The sequence below is a fragment of the Nocardioides pocheonensis genome (genome assembly GCF_003725535.1).
GTDB classification, from domain to species: Bacteria; Actinomycetota; Actinomycetes; order Propionibacteriales; family Nocardioidaceae; genus Marmoricola; species Marmoricola pocheonensis.
Map to the genome: position 1 here is coordinate 800,903 of NZ_RJSF01000040.1, position 17,111 is coordinate 818,013.

General features: G+C 71.8%; 17 protein-coding genes. 11 read left to right on the plus strand and 6 right to left on the minus strand.

Translation table 11 applies throughout. The annotated features are described in order from the left end of the window. Positions 1 to 48 precede the first annotated feature (48 nt). The 4 genes from EFL26_RS14675 (at position 49) to EFL26_RS14690 (ending at position 2,530) form a co-directional block, all read left to right on the plus strand. Positions 49 to 1,134: a DNA polymerase domain-containing protein gene (locus tag EFL26_RS14675; RefSeq protein WP_123223576.1), complete on the plus strand. Its 1,086-nt coding sequence runs from the start codon at positions 49 to 51 to the stop codon at positions 1,132 to 1,134. Next, positions 1,131 to 1,517: a YchJ family protein gene (locus EFL26_RS14680; protein ID WP_281273745.1), complete on the plus strand. Its 387-nt coding sequence runs from the start codon at positions 1,131 to 1,133 to the stop codon at positions 1,515 to 1,517. Before EFL26_RS14675 ends, EFL26_RS14680 begins: the two co-directional genes overlap by 4 nt. A 6-nt stretch (positions 1,518 to 1,523) precedes the next feature. Further along, positions 1,524 to 2,042 (plus strand): mycothiol transferase, encoded by a 519-nt coding sequence (locus tag EFL26_RS14685; RefSeq protein WP_123223577.1) that lies wholly within the window; start codon positions 1,524 to 1,526, stop codon positions 2,040 to 2,042. A 122-nt stretch (positions 2,043 to 2,164) separates the two neighbouring features. Continuing rightward, on the plus strand, positions 2,165 to 2,530 hold the full coding sequence (locus EFL26_RS14690) for a DUF6221 family protein (RefSeq protein ID WP_148046724.1): 366 nt from the start codon (positions 2,165 to 2,167) through the stop codon (positions 2,528 to 2,530). A 15-nt stretch (positions 2,531 to 2,545) separates the two neighbouring features. On the opposite strand, the gene EFL26_RS14695 is transcribed toward EFL26_RS14690, so the two are convergent. Both EFL26_RS14695 and EFL26_RS14700 read right to left on the minus strand, forming a co-directional pair. Further along, a complete protein-coding gene (locus EFL26_RS14695) occupies positions 2,546 to 3,082 on the minus strand; it encodes a hypothetical protein (RefSeq protein WP_123223579.1) in 537 nt (178 codons plus the stop codon). After that, on the minus strand, positions 3,082 to 4,206 hold the full coding sequence (locus tag EFL26_RS14700; RefSeq protein WP_123223580.1) for an ATP-dependent DNA ligase: 1,125 nt from the start codon (positions 4,204 to 4,206) through the stop codon (positions 3,082 to 3,084). Before EFL26_RS14700 ends, EFL26_RS14695 begins: the two co-directional genes overlap by 1 nt. A gap of 53 nt (positions 4,207 to 4,259) precedes the next feature. Here EFL26_RS14700 and EFL26_RS14705 point away from each other — a divergent pair, with 53 nt between their 5' ends. Genes EFL26_RS14705 through EFL26_RS14720 form a run of 4 tightly spaced genes read left to right on the plus strand, consistent with a single transcriptional unit; the run spans position 4,260 to position 8,108 of the window. Beyond that, positions 4,260 to 5,126 carry a PPK2 family polyphosphate kinase gene (locus EFL26_RS14705; protein WP_123223581.1) on the plus strand — a complete coding sequence of 289 codons (867 nt, stop codon included), beginning with the start codon at positions 4,260 to 4,262 and terminating at the stop codon, positions 5,124 to 5,126. Next, on the plus strand, positions 5,123 to 5,905 hold the full coding sequence (locus EFL26_RS14710; RefSeq protein WP_123223582.1) for a HipA family kinase: 783 nt from the start codon (positions 5,123 to 5,125) through the stop codon (positions 5,903 to 5,905). Before EFL26_RS14705 ends, EFL26_RS14710 begins: the two co-directional genes overlap by 4 nt. A 2-nt stretch (positions 5,906 to 5,907) precedes the next feature. Further along, positions 5,908 to 6,291, plus strand: a complete 384-nt coding sequence (locus tag EFL26_RS14715) for a DUF3037 domain-containing protein (protein ID WP_123223837.1) — start codon at positions 5,908 to 5,910, stop codon at positions 6,289 to 6,291. Then, a complete protein-coding gene (locus tag EFL26_RS14720) occupies positions 6,288 to 8,108 on the plus strand; it encodes a M1 family metallopeptidase (protein ID WP_221176959.1) in 1,821 nt (606 codons plus the stop codon). Before EFL26_RS14715 ends, EFL26_RS14720 begins: the two co-directional genes overlap by 4 nt. A 1-nt stretch (position 8,109) precedes the next feature. On the opposite strand, the gene EFL26_RS14725 is transcribed toward EFL26_RS14720, so the two are convergent. Further along, the gene (locus EFL26_RS14725) at positions 8,110 to 9,291 is read right to left on the minus strand and encodes an aminotransferase class V-fold PLP-dependent enzyme (RefSeq protein WP_221176960.1); all 1,182 of its coding nucleotides are present in this window, start codon (positions 9,289 to 9,291) and stop codon (positions 8,110 to 8,112) included. 87 nt (positions 9,292 to 9,378) lie between these two features. On the opposite strand from EFL26_RS14725, the gene egtB reads away from it, so the two are divergent. Then, the gene (gene egtB / locus EFL26_RS14730; RefSeq protein WP_123223584.1) at positions 9,379 to 10,710 is read left to right on the plus strand and encodes an ergothioneine biosynthesis protein EgtB; all 1,332 of its coding nucleotides are present in this window, start codon (positions 9,379 to 9,381) and stop codon (positions 10,708 to 10,710) included. Continuing rightward, a complete protein-coding gene (egtD, locus tag EFL26_RS14735; RefSeq protein ID WP_221176961.1) occupies positions 10,707 to 11,711 on the plus strand; it encodes an L-histidine N(alpha)-methyltransferase in 1,005 nt (334 codons plus the stop codon). The genes egtB and egtD overlap by 4 nt, the downstream gene beginning before the upstream one ends. Before the next feature lie 316 nt (positions 11,712 to 12,027). On the opposite strand, the gene EFL26_RS14740 is transcribed toward egtD, so the two are convergent. From EFL26_RS14740 to EFL26_RS14750, 3 genes are all read right to left on the minus strand, one after another. Continuing rightward, positions 12,028 to 12,771: a sirohydrochlorin chelatase gene (locus EFL26_RS14740; RefSeq protein WP_123223585.1), complete on the minus strand. Its 744-nt coding sequence runs from the start codon at positions 12,769 to 12,771 to the stop codon at positions 12,028 to 12,030. Positions 12,772 to 12,862: 91 nt separating this feature from the next. Next, positions 12,863 to 13,609 carry a phosphoadenylyl-sulfate reductase gene (locus tag EFL26_RS14745; RefSeq protein ID WP_123223586.1) on the minus strand — a complete coding sequence of 249 codons (747 nt, stop codon included), beginning with the start codon at positions 13,607 to 13,609 and terminating at the stop codon, positions 12,863 to 12,865. Continuing rightward, positions 13,606 to 15,339 (minus strand): nitrite/sulfite reductase, encoded by a 1,734-nt coding sequence (locus EFL26_RS14750; RefSeq protein WP_123223587.1) that lies wholly within the window; start codon positions 15,337 to 15,339, stop codon positions 13,606 to 13,608. The genes EFL26_RS14745 and EFL26_RS14750 overlap by 4 nt, the downstream gene beginning before the upstream one ends. 285 nt (positions 15,340 to 15,624) lie before the next feature. Here EFL26_RS14750 and EFL26_RS14755 point away from each other — a divergent pair, with 285 nt between their 5' ends. Beyond that, positions 15,625 to 17,106, plus strand: coding sequence for a glycine hydroxymethyltransferase (locus tag EFL26_RS14755; RefSeq protein WP_123223588.1), 1,482 nt, complete (start codon positions 15,625 to 15,627; stop codon positions 17,104 to 17,106). Positions 17,107 to 17,111 lie beyond the last annotated feature (5 nt).

Here is a 17,111-nt window from a genome sequence, read left to right on the forward strand (position 1 = left end):
GACAAATGAGTGACGTCGGCCGGTGGTCGGTGTCCTAGGTTGGTCCGCATGGCCAAGACCGCTCCTGCCGCCGAGGTCGTCGCCGGCGGCCGCGCCGTCCGGGTGTCGAGCCCCGACCGGGTGATCTACCCCGCGACCGAGCGCACCCCCGAGGTCACGAAGCTGATGGTGGCCGAGTACTTCGCGTCCGTCGGCGACGGGCTGATGCGGGCGCTGCGCGACCGGCCCACGGCGCTGGAGCGCTGGCCCGCCGGTGTGCTGCCGGGCATCAAGCTGGCCACGGGCAGGCCAGGGGAGAAGGCCGACGCGTTCTACCAGAAGCGGGTCCCGAAGGGTGCGCCCGACTACCTCGAGTCCGTCGAGGTGACGTTCCCCTCCGGCCGCACCGCCGACGAGATCTGCCCCACCGAGCCGGCGGTCCCGGTCTGGTGCGCGCAGATGGGCACGCTCACGTTCCACCCGTGGCCGGTACGCCGCACCGACGTCGACCGGCCCGACGAGCTGCGGATCGACCTCGACCCGCAGCCGGGCACCGACTTCGCCGACGCGGTCCGGGTGGCGGGCGTCGCCCGTGAGCTCCTCGAGGACCTCGGTCTGGTCGGCTTCCCGAAGACGTCGGGCAACCGCGGTGTGCACATCTACGTGCGGATCGAGCCGCGCTGGGACTTCGTGGACGTGCGCCACGCGGCGATCGGCTTCGGCCGCGAGCTCGAGCGGCGCGACCCCGGCGTCACCACCGCCTGGTGGAAGGAGGAGCGGGGGAGCCGCATCTTCGTCGACTTCAACCAGAACTCCCGCGACCGCACCATTGCCTCGGCGTACTCGCTGCGGCCGATACCCGGCGCCCCGGTCTCGACACCGATGACATGGGAGGAGCTGGCCGGCGTCACCGACCCGCGGGAGTACAACCTGTTCACCGTGCCCGACCGGATCGCCGACGGCGACCCGTGGGCCACGATCGACGACCGGGCCTGCTCCCTGGAGCCGCTGCTCGGACTGTTCGAGGAGCAGGGTGCGGTCGAGCTGAACTACCCGCCCGACTACCCGAAGATGCCCGGCGAGCCGCCGCGCGTGCAGCCGTCGAAGAAGGTGGCCGAGCACTGGGACGAGGACGGCAACAGGATCGCGCCGTGACGGCCGTGGGTCCGGTCGGGTGTCCCTGCGGGTCGGGGCTCGCCTACGACGAGTGCTGTGGTCCGGTCGTCCGCAACGAGCGCCCCGCCGACACGGCCGAGGAGCTGATGCGCTCCCGCTACACCGCCTACGCGCTCGGCGACGTCGACCACGTGTTCCGCAGCTGGCACCCGGCCACGCGTCCCGACGAGCTCGACCAGCTGCCCCGGCTCGACTGGACGGGCCTGGAGATCGTGGAGACGGTCGACGGCGGCCCGGGCGACGACCATGGAGTGGTGGAGTTCCGGGCGTCGTACGCCGGCGGGGTGCTGCACGAGCGCAGCCGCTTCACCCGGCGCGCCGGACGCTGGGTCTACCTGGACGGGATCACGAGTGAGGAGTGAGCAGCGATGAGCGAGGCGAGCAGGGGCGACCGCGAGGAGCCGGCGGCGACGACGGGTGACCCGGTCGCGTTGTTCCCGGCGTACCTGCGCTTCTACCGGGAGACCGCGATCGCGAAGGTGGCGTCGTTGCCCGAGGCCGAGCAGCGCACGTCGCGGCTGCCGAGCGGCTGGACCCCGCTGGAGCTGCTCCAGCACCTCGCCTACATGGAGCGACGCTGGCTGAGCTGGCACTTCCTCGGGGACGAGGTCGAGGAGCCGTGGGGAGACCGGAGCGACGACCGCTGGCACGTCCGCGACGAGGTCACTCTCGACCTGGTCGCCACCCTGCTGCGCGAGGGCGGTGCTCGCACCGACGAAGTGCTGGCGTCGCACGGGTTCGCGGAGATGGGTACGCCGGCGCCGTCCTACCCGCGTCCGGCCGCTCCGCTCGGGTGGATCTGCTTCCACGTGCTCCAGGAGTACGCCCGGCACGTCGGCCATCTCGACGTCGCGGTGGAGATCGCCGGCGGTCCGACGGGGGAGTGACCCCGGCCGTTCGGGATCCGGCAGGCCGGATTTCCCGATTTCCGGCGAAATTGTCCGGTTTGTGAATACGATCCTTCCGAGGACCGGAGGTAGTGGGACCGACCGGTCAGCAGCCTCGGACGGTGCGCGTGGTCACGATCGGTGCGTTCATCCTCGCGCGCGTCGACGAGGACGCCTTCCTGGCCGGCCTCATGGTCGCGCGCTGCGCGCCCCGGAGGGGGCCGGGGGAGGGACCTGCCGCCTGGGCCGGGTCCGGCTCGTGGAGCCCTCAGCGCGTGCTCGCCCTGTGCACCGCGCGCCGGCTTCTCGTCGAGAGCCACCGGGTCAGCGGCCGGGACGCGACGCCGTGCCCGTGCGCGAGTGCCGGGTCGGCGTACCCGCCCTGCCACACGCTGCGCGCCGTAGCCCTGGAGTGGGCCGACCACCCGGACTACCGGCCCGAGTGGCGTGCGCACCCGGTGCCGCTGCAGGCCGCCCGCAGCGCCTGACGCCCGCACCGGCCGTCAGAAGCCGCTGATCCCCTCGCCCTCGCCCGCCTGCTCGTCGAAGGTCTCGTGCTCGAGCAGGTGCAGCACCGGCACGCCGAGCTTGCGCCGGGCCCGGGAGGTCCAGTCGAGGTGGAAGAACTCGCTCACCACGTGGGGCCGGGTCAGGATGATCGCCTCGCGCGCGTCGACCTCGGCGACCTTCTTGGCCAGCGCCTGGATCGGGTCGACGCTCACGACGTCGCCGACGGCCTTGCCGCCGACCTTCGCGAGCGCGGCCACCGAGTCGCGCACGGCGCTCCGCGCGTCGTCGAGCACCTCGCGCCGGATCTCGTCGGCGTCCTCGGGCTCGAGGAACATCGTCGGGGTGGCGAGCACCTCACCGCCGGCGAGTGCTCCCATGCCGGTCTCGATCTGGGTCGCGCTGTCCTCCACCGGGACGAGCACGTGGTAGGTCACCGGCTCCTCGATCGACTCGTGGAGCCCCCGCACCTGTGCGGCGTCCTGGGCGCTCAGGGTCTGCTCCACGAGCAGGACCACGTCATAGTCACTCATCACAGCTCCTGCTCACGGTCGGAGTCCACGTCCAACACTCTAGTGAGGTCGTAGCTCACCGGCTCCTCGAGCTGCTCGTATCCGCACGACTCCGGGTCGCGGTCGGGACGCCACCGCTTGAACTGCGCCGTGTGCCGGAAGCGCCGGCCCTCCATGTGCTCGTAGCCGACCTCGAGCACGCGCTCCGGACGCAGCGGGGTGAACGAGAGGTCCTTGCCCTGGCTCCACCGGCTCTGGGTGCCGGGCACGCGGTCGGGGTTGGCGATCGCCCACTCGGCCCACTCGCCCCAGGGGTGGTCCGAGAGGTCGCACTCGAGCGGACGGAGCTCCTCGAGCAGCTCGGCGCGCCGGCTCTCGGTGAACGACGCGGCGACCCCCACGTGCTGGAGCTTCCCGCCGTCGTACAGACCGAGCAGCATCGAGCCGAGCAGCGGCCGCTCGGGCGTGGAGTTCTTGTGCAGCCGGTAGCCGGCCAGGACGACGTCGGCGGTGCGCGCGTGCTTGATCTTGAGCATCGTGCGCGCGTTCTGCTGGTACGGCGCGGTCATCGGCTTGGCCACCACGCCGTCCAGTCCCGCGCCCTCGAACTGGTCGAACCACTCCTCGGCCTCGGCGGGGTCGAGCGTGGTCCGGGTGAGGTGCATGCGCCCGGGGATGCCGTCCAGGGTCAGGTGCCCGAGCGCCTCCTCGAGCCGGGCCCGGCGCTCGGAGAACGGTCGCGCGGTGAGGTCGTCGTCGCCGAGCGCGAGCGCGTCGAAGGCGACGAAGCTGGCCGGGGTCTGCTCGGCGAGCAGGTTGATCCGCGACGCGGCCGGGTGGATCCGCTCCTGGAGCGTCTCGAACTCCAGTCGCGTGCCCAGCGCGACGAACAGCTCGCCGTCCAGCACGCAGCGCTCGGGCAGCTGCTCCTTCGCCGCGGCCACCACCTCGGGGAAGTAGCGGGTCAGCGGTTTGGTGTTGCGCGAGGTCAGCTCGACCTCGTCGCCGTCGCGGAAGAGGATGCAGCGGAAGCCGTCCCACTTCGGCTCGAAGCTCAGCCCGCCGTCGAACTTCGCCGGGTCCGGGATGCCCTTGACCGACTTCGCGAGCATCGGCTGGACGGGCGGCATCACGGGGAGGTCCATGGAGCGGAGCCTACTGACGGGCCCCGACGCCTGCGTCTCACTAGAGTCGGGGCATGAGCAAGCGCAGCGAGGGACCCTTGGGGTCGAGCATCGGCCAGCTGCTGAGGCTGCCGCCCGGTCCCGTCGACCTGTCGGCGATCGACACGAACGGCAAGCCCGGGTTCGAGGACGGGAAGGCCGAGGGGAAGAAGGCCCTCGCCGCGCTCGGCGCAGAGCTGGCCGAGCTGCAGGAGCGCCTGTTCGCGCAGGCCTACACCGGCGCGTCTCGTCAGCGGCTGCTGCTGGTGCTCCAGGGCATGGACACCTCCGGCAAGGGCGGCATCCTCAGCCACACAGCAGGCCTGCTGGACGTCTCCGGGCTGGCGCTGAAGTCGTTCAAGAAGCCGACCGAGGAGGAGCTGGCGCACGACTTCCTGTGGCGCATCGAGCGCGCGCTCCCCGCGCCGGGAGAGATCGGGATCTTCGACAGGTCGCACTACGAGGACGTCCTCGTGGTGAAGGTGCACGGGCTGGCGGAGCCCGACGAGATCGAGCGGCGCTACACCGCGATCAACGTCTTCGAGCGCAAGCTCACCGACACCGGCACGACGCTGGTCAAGTGCATGTTGCACGTCTCGGCCGACGAGCAGCGCAAGCGGTTCCTCGCGCGCCTCGACGACCCGACGAAGCAGTGGAAGTTCAAGCCCGGCGACGTCGACGAGCGCGGGCACTGGGCGGAGTACCAGGCGGCGTACGAGACCGCCCTGGAGCGGTGCAACCCGGAGAACGCACCCTGGTACGTCGTACCGAGCGACCGCAAGTGGTACCGCAACTGGGCGATCGCCCAGCTGCTGCTCGAGCACCTGCGTGCGCTGGACCTGCAGTGGCCGACGCCGGACTACGACGTGGCCGAGCAGCGGGCCCGGCTCGGGTCCGCATGAGCGGGCTCCCGACCGTCACCGCCACCCGGTTCGTCGCGCCGCTGCGCGAGGGCGGCTCGCTGCCCGGACTGGTCGAGGCCGACGACCTGGGCACCTACGTCTGCAAGTTCCGCGGCGCCGGACAGGGTCTCGGCGTGCTCGTCGCGGAGGTCATCGTCGGCGAGCTGGCCCGCGCCCTCGGCATCCGCACGCCCGACCTGGTGACGGTGGAGCTCGCCGAGGGGATCGCGCGCTACGAGGCCGACGAGGAGGTGCAGGACCTGCTCCGGGCCAGCCTCGGTCTGAACCTCGGCGTCGACTTCCTGCCGGGCTCGTTCGGGTTCGACCCGTCGGTCGAGATCGACCCGGAGACGGCCGGACGGATCCTCTGGCTGGACGCGTTCGTCGCGAACGTCGACCGCAGCTGGCGCAACCCCAACCTGCTGGTCTGGCACGGCGACGTCTGGGCGATCGACCACGGCGCCGCCCTGTACTTCCACCATGCCTGGTCCTCCGGGCTGACCGACCCGGCCCGCTTCGCCGAGCAGCCGTGGTCGGCCGACGACCACGTGCTGCGCGGCCACCTCGACGCCGTGCCCCTCGTCGCCGACGACCTCGCCGCGAGCGTCACCGACGAGCTGCTCGAGCGGGTGACGGGGCTGGTGCCGGACGACTGGCTGGTCGGCCCCCAGGCGCCGGCCGACCTCTCCCCGGACGACCTGCGGGTGGCGTACCGCGCGTTCCTCCGTGCCCGCCTCGACGGCTCGCGCTCGTGGCTCCCGACGCGACGGGTGGCGTGAGCATGGGCGAGCGTCTTCCCTACCAGTACGTCGTGCTGCGGTGCGTGCCGCGCGTGGACCGCGAGGAGTTCGTCAACGTCGGGGTGGTGGCGTACTGCCAGGCCGCCGACTTCCTCGGGGCCGACTGCCACGTCGACGAGGAGCGGCTGCGCACGCTGTCGCCGGCGATCGACCTTGCGGCGGTCCGGCACGCGCTGGCGTTCGTCGAAGGCGTCTGCCGGGGCGATGCGTCGCTGGGCGATCCGGCGACCGGTGACCTCGGCACGCGGTTCGGCTTCCTGAAGGCACCGCGCTCGACCGTCGTCCAGCCGGGTCCGGTGCACGGCGGTCTCACCGACGATCCCTCGGCCGAGCTCGGGCGCCTGCTCGACGTGCTGGTCCGGTGACCGGGACGCAGCCGGTGGGTCAAGCCGAGGAGCCGCTCCTCCCCGACGACCCGCACTCGTACTCCCGCGCACGGGAGGTCGCGGTGCGCCACCTGAGCCTCGACCTCGAGGTGGACTTCGAGTCCCGGAGCCTCGCCGGCTCGGTGCGGCTCGACCTCGACCGCCACGCGCCCGACGCGTCCGAGCTGGTGCTCGACACCTGGCAGCTCGAGGTCGGCGACGTCACATTGGGAGACGGCAGCCGCGCGGCGTACGAGCTCGGCGAGCACGACCCGCTCCTCGGCAGCCCGCTCCGCGTCCGGATCGGCGACGCAGACTCCGTGGTCGTGCACTACCGCACCCACCCCGAGGCGCGCGCGCTGCAGTGGCTCGAGGCGGAGCAGACCAGCTCGGGGCACCCGTTCCTGTTCACCCAGTCGCAGGCGATCCTCGCGCGCAGCTGGGTGCCGCTCCAGGACAGCCCGGCGGTCCGCTTCAGCTACGACGCGACCGTCCGGGTGCCGCCGCAGCTGCTGGCCCTGATGAGTGCCGGCAACCCGACCGCGCGCAACGGCGACGGCGTCCACCGGTTCTCGATGCCGCAGCGGGTGCCGTCGTACCTGATGGCGCTCGCGGTCGGCGACCTGGAGTTCCGCAGCACCGGTCCGCGCAGCGGGGTGTACGCCGAGCCGGACGTCGTCGACGCCGCGGCCTGGGAGTTCGCCGACACCGAGCAGATGATCGACGCCGTGCAGCGCCGCTTCGGCGGCTACCGGTGGGACCGCTACGACCTTCTGGTCGCGCCGGCGAGCTTCCCCTTCGGCGGCATGGAGAACCCCCGGCTCACCTTCCTGACCCCGACCCTCCTTGCCGGCGACCGCTCCCTGGTGTCGGTCGTTGCCCACGAGCTGGCGCACTCCTGGTCGGGCAACCTGGTCACGAACGCGACCTGGAACGACCTGTGGCTCAACGAGGGGTTCACCGAGTACCTCGAGACCCGCATCGTCGAGGACGTGTACGGCGAGCGGTTCGCGACGATGATCCTCCAGCTGTACCGCCAGGAGCTGCTCTCCGCGCTGCCGCGGCTGGACCCTCGCGACACCTGGCTGGAGCAGGACCTCGCGGGCCGCGACGCGGACGACGCGGCCGGCCCTGTGGCGTACCACAAGGGCTCGCTCTTCCTCTCGATGCTCGAGCAGGTCGTCGGGCGGGAGCGGCTGGACGCGTTCCTGACGGCGTACTTCGACCGCTACGCGTTCCGGTCGATGGACACGCCGACCTTCGTCGGCCACCTGCGCGCGGAGCTCCTCGATCCGGCCGGCGTGACGCCCGAGCAGGTGCAGCTGGAGGCGTGGCTGCACGGACCGGGGCTCCCGGACAACGCACCGGTGTGGCACTCGGAGGCGTTCGCGGACGTCGACCGGGCGGTCGAGGCGCTCGTGGCGGGGCGAGTGGCGGCCGAGGTCGACGTCTCCGGCTGGAGCCCGCACGAGTGGATCCACCTGCTGCGCGCGCTGCCCGACGACCCGGGCGCCGGCCTGCTCGCCGACCTCGACGAGACCTTCGGGCTCAGCGAGAGCCGGAACTCCGAGATCCTCTTCACCTGGCTCCGGTACGCCGTGGAGTCGGGTCACGTCTTCGACTCCCTGCGGGCCGACCGCGCCCTCGCCGACTTCCTGCGGCGCCAGGGGCGGATCAAGTTCCTCCGGCCGCTCTACACGGCGCTCGTCGAGACCGACGCGGGACGGGCCCGCGCGCGTGAGATCTACGCGGTCGCGCGTCCGGGCTACCACGCGGTGGCCGCCGGGGTCGTCGACCGGATCCTCGACCGGTCCTGACTCAAGCGAGCCCGGCGACCGCCTCGACCGCCCGCTGGACGTCGCCGGGGCTGACGAAGTAGTGCGGCGAGGCGCGTACGACGGCCTCCAGGCCGCGCTCGGCCATGTCGAGCCGAGTCGAGGCCGCGCCGCTGACCGTGACCGTGACCCGCTGGTCGGCGAGCCGGTCGCGCACCTCCTCGGCGCGGAGACCGTCGACGGTGAACGACACGATCCCGGAGAGGTCGGGACCGACGTCGCGCACGGTCACCCGCTCGAGGTCGTCGAGGCCTCGACGCAGGTCGTCGGCCCGCGAGCGCACGGCTGCCTCGACGTCGGCGACACCGAGGTCGAGCAGCTGGTCGACGGCGACCTTGAGCCCGAGCCGGGCCGCGACGTCGTACTCCCAGAGCTCGAAGCGGCGGGCTCCCGGCGCCAGCTCGTAGTCGTGGCTGCCGGTCCAGCTGGCGCCGCGCAGGTCCGCGCTCGCCGGCTCGAGAGCCTCCAGCACCTCGCGCCGGACGTGGAGGAAGCCGGTGCCGCGAGGTGCGCGCAGCCACTTGCGACCCGTCGCGGAGAGCGCGTCGACCCCGAGCTCCTCGACGTCCACCGCCAGCTGGCCGACCGACTGGCAGGCGTCCAGGAGCACCAGCGCACCCGCCCGGTGCGCGAGCTCCACGACCTCGCGCACCGGGGCCACCTGGCCGGAGTTGGTCGGCACGTGCACCAGCGAGACCAGGCGCACACGCTCGTCGAGCACCGCCTCGAGCGCAGCCAGGTCGACGAGGCCACGGTCGTCGTTGGGGACGATCTCGACGACGCAGCCGTCCAGGCGGGCCCGCTGCAGCAGCGCGATCGCGTTGCTGGCGTACTCCGTGCCGCAGACCAGGACCCGGTCGCCCGCCGACCAGGGGAGTGCGGTGACGAAGAGGTCCCAGGCGCGGGTGGCGCTGTCGGTGAGCGCGACCAGGTCGGGGTCGCACCCGAGCAGCCGACCCACGGACTCCGGCACCGCGGCGAGCTCGGCCTCGCGCTCCGCGGCCGCGCGGTAGCCGCCGACCTCCGCCTCGCGCCGCAGGTGGCCGACGACCGTCTCGAGCACCCGGGTGGTCGGCAGCGAGGAGCCGGCGCTGTCGAGGAAGACACGGTCGAGGCAGCCCGGTGTCTCGGCGCGCGCCGCGGACAGGTCGATCACGGGGCTCATCGTGCCGCATCGACGAATGTGAACATTTGCTGACCGGTCGGGCGCAGCCCTCGGAACTGTCGGCGCACGTGCCTAGGCTCGGTGTCCATGACGACCACATCCGGGGCCACACCCGTCTGGGACGCAGAAACGCTCGTCGATCGCTACGCCGAGGTCCGGTCGCACACCGAGACCCTCGCCGCCCCCCTCTCGCCCGAGGACCAGACCGTCCAGTCCATGCCGGACGTCTCGCCGACCAAGTGGCACCGCGCCCACGTGACCTGGTTCTTCGAGACCTTCGTGCTCGCCGACCACGAGCAGGGCTTCGCACCGTTCCAGGACACGTACTGGTTCCTCTTCAACAGCTACTACGAGGCGGTCGGCCCGCGCTTCTCGCGTCCGCAGCGCGGCGTGATCAGCCGCCCCGGGGCCCACGACGTGGGCGTCTACCGCGGCAACGTCGACGAGCGGATGCGTGACCTGATCGGGTCGCTCGACGGCGGCACGCTGGAGAAGGTCACGCCGACCATCGAGCTCGGGTTCCACCACGAGCAGCAGCACCAGGAGCTGCTGCTGATGGACATCAAGCACGTGCTCTCGCTGAACCCCCTCCAGCCGGCCTACGTCGACCGTCCGGCGCGCGCCGCCGGCGACCCCGACCCCGGGCCGCTGGGCTGGGTCGACGTCGAGGGCGGGCTCGTCGAGATCGGCCACGACGGCGACGGCTTCAGCTTCGACAACGAGCTGCCGCGCCACCAGGTCTGGCTCGAGCCCTACCGCCTGGCCGACCGGCTGGTCACCAACGGCGACTGGCTGGAGTTCATGGCCGACGGCGGCTACCGGCGCCACGAGCTGTGGCTCTCCGACGGCTGGGCCAGGATCAACGCCGAGGATTGGCGGGCGCCGTTCTACTGGACCGAGGTCGACGGGGTGTGGTTCGAGCACACGCTGCACGGCACCTGGCCGGTCGACCCGTCGCTGCCGGTCACCCACGTGAGCCACTACGAGGCCGACGCGTTCGCGAGCTGGGCCGGCAAGCGACTGCCGACCGAGGCCGAGTGGGAGCACGCCGTACGCTCCGACGGCCAGGGTGATGACGTCACCGGCAACCTCGCGAACACCGAGACCTTCCACCCGACGGCCGCGTCGGCGACGGGTGCGGGTGATGCGCGGATCCGGCAGGCGTACGGCGACTGCTGGGAGTGGACCAGCTCCTCCTACCTGCCCTACCCGGGGTTCCACCCCGCCGCCGGGGCGATCGGGGAGTACAACGGCAAGTTCATGTCCAACCAGATGGTGCTGCGCGGCGGCTGCGCCCTCACCCCGCCGGGCCACGCCCGCGCCAGCTACCGCAACTTCTTCCCGCCGGGTGCCCGCTGGGCGATGTCCGGGGTGCGGCTCGCCGACGGCGGCGCACCGACGACCGGGGCGAGCGCGTGAGCGCCCACGAGGCGCGCAGGAGCGCCGACGGCGTCCGGGAGCCGGTGGTCTCCGTGCTGCTCGACCCCGACTGGGCGAGCGGCAGCCTGGTCGACGACGTGCGGCGCGGACTGGCCTCGCACCCGCGCACGCTCCCGCCGAAGTGGCTCTACGACGACGTCGGGTCCGGTCTCTTCGACGAGATCACCCGGCTGCCGGAGTACTACCCGTTCGCGGCCGAGCGCTCGATCCTCGAGGCCCACGCGGACGAGATCGCCGCTGCCAGCCACGCGACCACGCTGGTCGAGCTCGGCAGCGGCACGAGCGAGAAGACCAGGCTCCTGCTCGACGCCTTCACCGGCTCGGGCCAGCTCACCCGGTTCACGCCCGTCGACGTCTCGGAAGGCACGCTGCGCGACGCCGCCCTCCAGCTCGCCGAGCGCTACCCCGGCCTCGCGGTGGAGGCGGTCGTCGGCGACTTCACCCTGCACCTGGCCGAGCTCCCTCGCGGAGGCCGCCGCATGGTCGCCTTCCTCGGCGGCACGATCGGCAACCTCTACCTCGAGGAGCGCCGCGCCTTCCTGGGGGCGCTTGCCGACGTGCTCGAGCCGGGCGACTCGGTGCTGCTCGGCACCGACCTGGTGAAGAGCGCCGACCGCCTCATCGCGGCGTACGACGACGAGGCCGGGGTCACCGAGCAGTTCGTGCTCAACGCCCTCCGCGTGCTCAACCGTGAGCTCGACGCCGACTTCGACCTGGACGGGTTCTCCTACATCCCGTTCTGGGACGCCCACATGGAGCGGATGGACCTGCGGCTGCGCTCGGAGATGCCGCAGCGGGTGTCGATCCCGGGCGCCGACCTGGTCCTCGACCTGGCCAGCGGCGAGGAGATCCGCGTCGAGATCTCCACCAAGTTCCGGGTCAGCACCGTCGCCGCCGAGCTCGAGGCGGCCGGCCTGGGCGTCACTCGGGTCTGGACCGACGACCCCGGCGACTTCGCGCTCACGCTCGCGACCAAGTGACCGCCGCGAGCGGGCACTGAAGCTGGGTTGGTACGCCGCGAGCGGGCGCTGAAGCTGGGTTGGTACGCCGCGAGCGGGCACTGATGCTGGCCTGGGATGCGGTGAGCGGGCAGCGCTGCTGGCGTGGCGTCCGGTCAGCGGGCAGCGCTACTGGCGCGGGGTGCGGTGAGCGCGAGTGCCCGATCGGTGTCCTTGGATCCAGCGGGAGTGCCCGCTCGGCGTCCTAGGTCGCAGCGGGAGTGCCCGCTCGGCGCCCTTGCTCCCAGCAGGAGTGCCCGCTCGGCGTCCTTGGAACCAGCTGGAGTGCCCGCTCGCGTCAGACCGGGACGAGCTCGACGGCTCCGACGGCGTAGCGGGCCAGGATCGTGCGGGCGACCTCGGGGTCGGCGCCGAGCGGCTCGGAGACGGCGACCGCACCGGCCTCGAGCGCGAGCTCCGCGGCCCGGTCGGGCAGGAAGCCCGGGGCGAGGAACATCGAGGCGACCGCGACGTGCCGACGGCCCTCGGCGCGGAACGCCCGCACGGCCTCGCCGGTGGCGGGCGGCGTCGCGGAGGCGAACGCCGCGGTCACCGGGAGCCGGTGGTGGGCGCCCCAGACGCGGGCGAGGCGGCCGACCGCCTGGTTGGCCAGCGGGTCGGAGGAGCCGGCTGCGGCGAGCACGAGGGCGTCCAGCTCGCGCACGCGGGCAGCGCGGAGCGCCTCCCGGAGCCGCTTGTCGAGCACCTCGAGGAAGGAGTGCTCGAGCCCGAGCACCTTGGTGGCGCGGATCTGGAGGCCGGGGTGCCGCGCGGTGGCCTGCGCGATCGCGTCGGGCACGTCGACCCGGGCGTGGAAGGCCTCGCTGAGCAGCAGCGGCACGACCACGATCTCCTCGAACCGCGCGCGGACCAGCTTGTTGACCGCGGTCTCGAAGGAGGGCCGGACGTGGTCGAGGAAGGCGACCTCGATCCGGAGGTCCGGACGCATCTGGCGGGTCTCGGCGACGAGCGCCTCGATGGTCGCCTTCGATCGGGGATCGCGGCTGCCGTGGGCAAGGGCGATGAGGGCTGGGGCGGTCATGGACCGGCCTCCCTTCTCTTCGATCGCGCTGACGCCGTTGTCGCTTGCGATGGGTGTGTGTCGCTGTGGTCGGAGCTGTGTCTGTTCCTGGTTACTGGTTGATGCCGCACTCGGTCTTGTTGGTTCCCGCCCATCGTCCGCTGCGGGGGTCCTCGCCTGGCGCGACCCGCTGGGTGCAGGGCCAGCAGCCGATCGAGGGGTAGCCGTCGTACACCAGAGGGTTGACGAGGACGCCGTTCTCCACGATGTAGCGCTCGACCTCCTCGTCGCTCCAGCGGGCGAGCGGCGAGACCTTCACCTTCTGCTTCTTCTCGTCCCACCCAACGACCGGTGCGATCACGCGGTTATGCGTCTCCGCCCGTCGCAGGCCGGTCGCCCACGCGTCGTACTCGGCGAGAGCGTCCTTGAGGGGCGCGACCTTGCGCAGCGCGCAGCACAGGTCGGGGTCGCGCTTGTAGAGCTCCGGGCCGTGCTCGGCGTCCTGCTCGGCCACGGTCTGCACCGGCGTGATCGTGAGCAGGTTCACCGGCAGGGTCGCGGCGACGGCGTCGCGGGTGCCGATCGTCTCGGCGAAGTGGTAGCCGGTGTCGAGGAAGACCACGTCGACGCCGGGCGCGACGGTGGAGGCGAGGTGGGACAGCACCGCGTCGCCCATCGACGAGGTCACGCAGAACCGGGCGCCGAACGTGGCCACCGCCCACTCGATGATGTCCTCGGCCGGCGCGAGCTCGAGCTCGGCCCCGACGTGCAGCACGATCTCCTTGAGCTCCTCGGTGCTGCGCCCCTCGGTGAGCGAGCCCCGGCGGGCCCGCGCGGCGAGGGTGTTGGGGGCGGTCATGCGGGGTCCAGCTGCTTGTCGCCGTAGAGAAGGACCTCTTCGGCGCGCGCCACCCACTGCGCGAACGTCTCGGCGCTGCTGCTGCGGTCGACGAGGTAGTTGCGGACCACGGTGGTCACGTAGTCGCCCAGCGCGACGCTGGTGACCTTGTGGGCGCGCAGCTTGCGGCCGAAGTTGTCGGCGACCTCGCCCTCGAAGCCGATCGAGCCCCCGAGGTGCACCTGGAAGCCCTCGACCTGGTTGCCGTGGTCGTCGAGGACGAGCTGGCCCTTCAGGCCGAAGTCGGCGACCTGGGTGCGGGCACAGGCGTTCGGGCAGCCGTTGACGTTGATGGTGATCGGGGTGTCGAGGTCCGGGATGCGCTCCTCGAGCTCCGCGACGAGCGAGCGGGCGCGGTCCTTGGTGTCCACGATCGCGAGCTTGCAGAACTCGATGCCGGTGCAGGCCATCGTGAGCCGGCGCCAGTTGGAGGGCTCGGTCTCGAGACCGAGCTCGCCGAGACCGGCGACGACGGCCTCGACGTCGGCCTCGGCCACGCCGATCACGACGAGCTTCTGGTGCGCGGTGAGCCGTACGCCGGCCGCGCCGTACCGCTCGACCAGGTCACCGAGGCCGGTGAGGATCTCACCGTTGACGCGACCCACGACGGGGGCGGCCCCGATGTAGAACTTCCCGTCCTTCTGCGGGTGGACGCCGACGTGGTCGGCGCCGCGCAGGGTCGGCTCGGGGGAGGGGCAGTCGACGAGCTTCTTGCCGAGGTACTCGTTCTCGAGGACCTCGCGGAACTTCGCGACGCCCCAGTCGGCGACCAGGAACTTCAGCCGCGCCTTCGAGCGGAGCCGGCGGTAGCCGTAGTCACGGAAGATGCCGGCGACACCGGCCCACGCGTCGGGCACCTCGTCGAGCGGGATCCAGACGCCGAGCTTCTCGGCGAAGCGCGGGTTCACCGACAGGCCGCCGCCCACCCAGAGGTCGAAGCCGGGGCCGTGCTCGGGGTGCACGGTGCCGACGAACGACACGTCGTTGATACCCGGGACCGCGTCGTGGCTCGGGTGTCCGCTGGCCGAGGTCTTGAACTTGCGGGGGAGGTTCGAGAACGCCGGGTCGCCGATGTAGCGGCGCTTGATCTCCTGCAGGGCCGGCGTGGCGTCGATGATCTCGTCCGCCGCGACTCCGGCCACGGGGGAGCCGAGGAACGGGCGCGGGCTGTCGCCGCAGGCCTCCAGCGAGGTCATTCCGACCGCGTCGAGCCGCTCCCAGATCTCCGGGACGTTCTCGATCTCGATCCAGTGGTACTGGATGTTCTCCCGGTCGGAGATGTCCGCGGTGCCGCGGGCGAAGTCGGTCGAGATGCTGCCCAGGGCGTGCAGCTGGGGGGCGCCGAGGAGCGCGCCGTCGGAGCGGACCCGCATCATGAAGAAGCGGTCGTCGAGCTCCTCCTCCTCGAGCACGGCGGTCTTGCCGCCGTCGATGCCCGGCTTGCGCTGGGTGTAGAGGCCCATCCAGCGGAACCGGCCACGCAGGTCGGCCGGGTCGATCGAGTCGAACCCGCGCTTGGAGTAGATGTGCACGATCCGGTCGCGGACGTGGAGCGGGTCGTCGTCCTTCTTGGACTGCTCGTTCTTGTTGAGCGGCTCGGTGTAGCCGAACGACCACTGGCCCTCGGCCCGCCGCGGACGGGGCACGTCGGTGTGACGCGGGGGCTCGGACTGGAAGCGCAGATCAGGCATGGGTGGGGTGGTCCTTCGCTGAAGGGGTCGCGTGCGACGCTGCGCGCGAGGTGAACGGGCGGGCGTTCAGCGGGGCCAACAGATCATGCTGCGCGTACGACCGAGGTCCACGTGACGACGCGTCACGAGCCAGGTCGAGGTGGCAGCGCTGATCATGCGGACAAGTCTCAGGTTCCGGACACCGCTTCCACAAACCGGAATCTCATGTCATGAGACGGCCGTCCGCGATTTGGTACACGGTGAGGTGGCCCGGACACGGCGCAGGCCCGGCTCTAGGCTGGGCGCATGAGCGACGTGAACCCCGCGAATCCCCCCGCGTCAGGCGCGGAAACCCTCGCCAAGACCGCCTCCACCGCGTACGACGCGGCGCTCGAGGTGATCGCCTCCGTCGAGCCGCGTGTGGCGGAGGCCACACGCAAGGAGCTCGCCGACCAGCGGGCCTCGCTCAAGCTGATCGCCTCCGAGAACTACGCCTCGCCGGCGGTGCTGCTGACCATGGGCACATGGTTCTCCGACAAGTACGCCGAGGGCACGGTCGGCCACCGCTTCTACGCCGGCTGCCAGAACGTCGACACGGTCGAGTCGCTCGCCGCCGAGCACGCGCGCGAGCTGTTCGGGGCGCCGTACGCCTATGCCCAGCCGCACTCCGGTATCGACGCCAACCTGGTGGCGTTCTGGTCGATCCTGGCCCACCGGGTCGAGACGCCGACCCTGGAGCGGCTCGGGGCGAAGAACGTCAACGAGCTCTCCGAGGCCGACTGGGAGACGCTGCGCCACGAGTTCGGCAACCAACGCCTGCTCGGCATGTCGCTGGACGCGGGCGGCCACCTCACCCACGGCTTCCGGCCGAACATCAGCGGCAAGATGTTCCACCAGCAGCAGTACGGCACCGACCCCGAGACCGGACTGCTCGACTACGACCTGGTCGCTGCCAAGGCGCGTGAGTTCAAGCCGGCGATCCTCGTGGCCGGCTACTCGGCGTACCCGCGCCGCGTGAACTTCGCGAAGATGCGCGAGATCGCCGACGAGGTGGGCGCCACGCTGATGGTCGACATGGCGCACTTCGCCGGTCTGGTCGCCGGCAAGGTCTTCACCGGCGACGAGAACCCCGTGCCGTTCGCCCACATCACCACCACGACCACGCACAAGTCGCTGCGCGGTCCCCGTGGCGGGCTGGTGCTGGCCCAGGAGGAGTTCGCCGCCGACGTCGACCGCGGCTGCCCGATGGTCCTCGGCGGCCCGCTCTCGCACGTGATGGCCGCGAAGGCGGTCGCCCTGGCCGAGGCGCGGCAGCCGTCCTTCCAGGTCTACGCGCAGGACATCGCCGACAACGCCAAGGCGCTGGCCGAGGGCTTCCTGACACGCGGCGGCAAGCTCGTCACCGGCGGCACCGACAACCACATCGTGCTGCTCGACGTGACCTCGTTCGGCCTCACCGGCCGGCAGGCCGAGTCGGCCCTGCTCGACGCCGGCGTGGTCACCAACCGCAACTCCGTGCCGCAGGACCCCAACGGCGCCTGGTACACCTCCGGTGTCCGCCTCGGTACGCCGGCGCTGACCACCCGGGGCTTCGGGCGTGACGAGTTCGACAAGGTCGCCGAGCTGATCGTCGAGGTGCTCTCCAACACCACCCCGAACAGCACGAAGGCGGGTGCGCCGTCGAAGGCGACGTACACGCTCGCCGACGGGGTCGCCGACCGGGTCAAGGCGCAGTCCGCCGAGCTGCTCGACAAGCACCCGCTGTATCCCGGCCTCGAGCTCAGCTGAGCCTG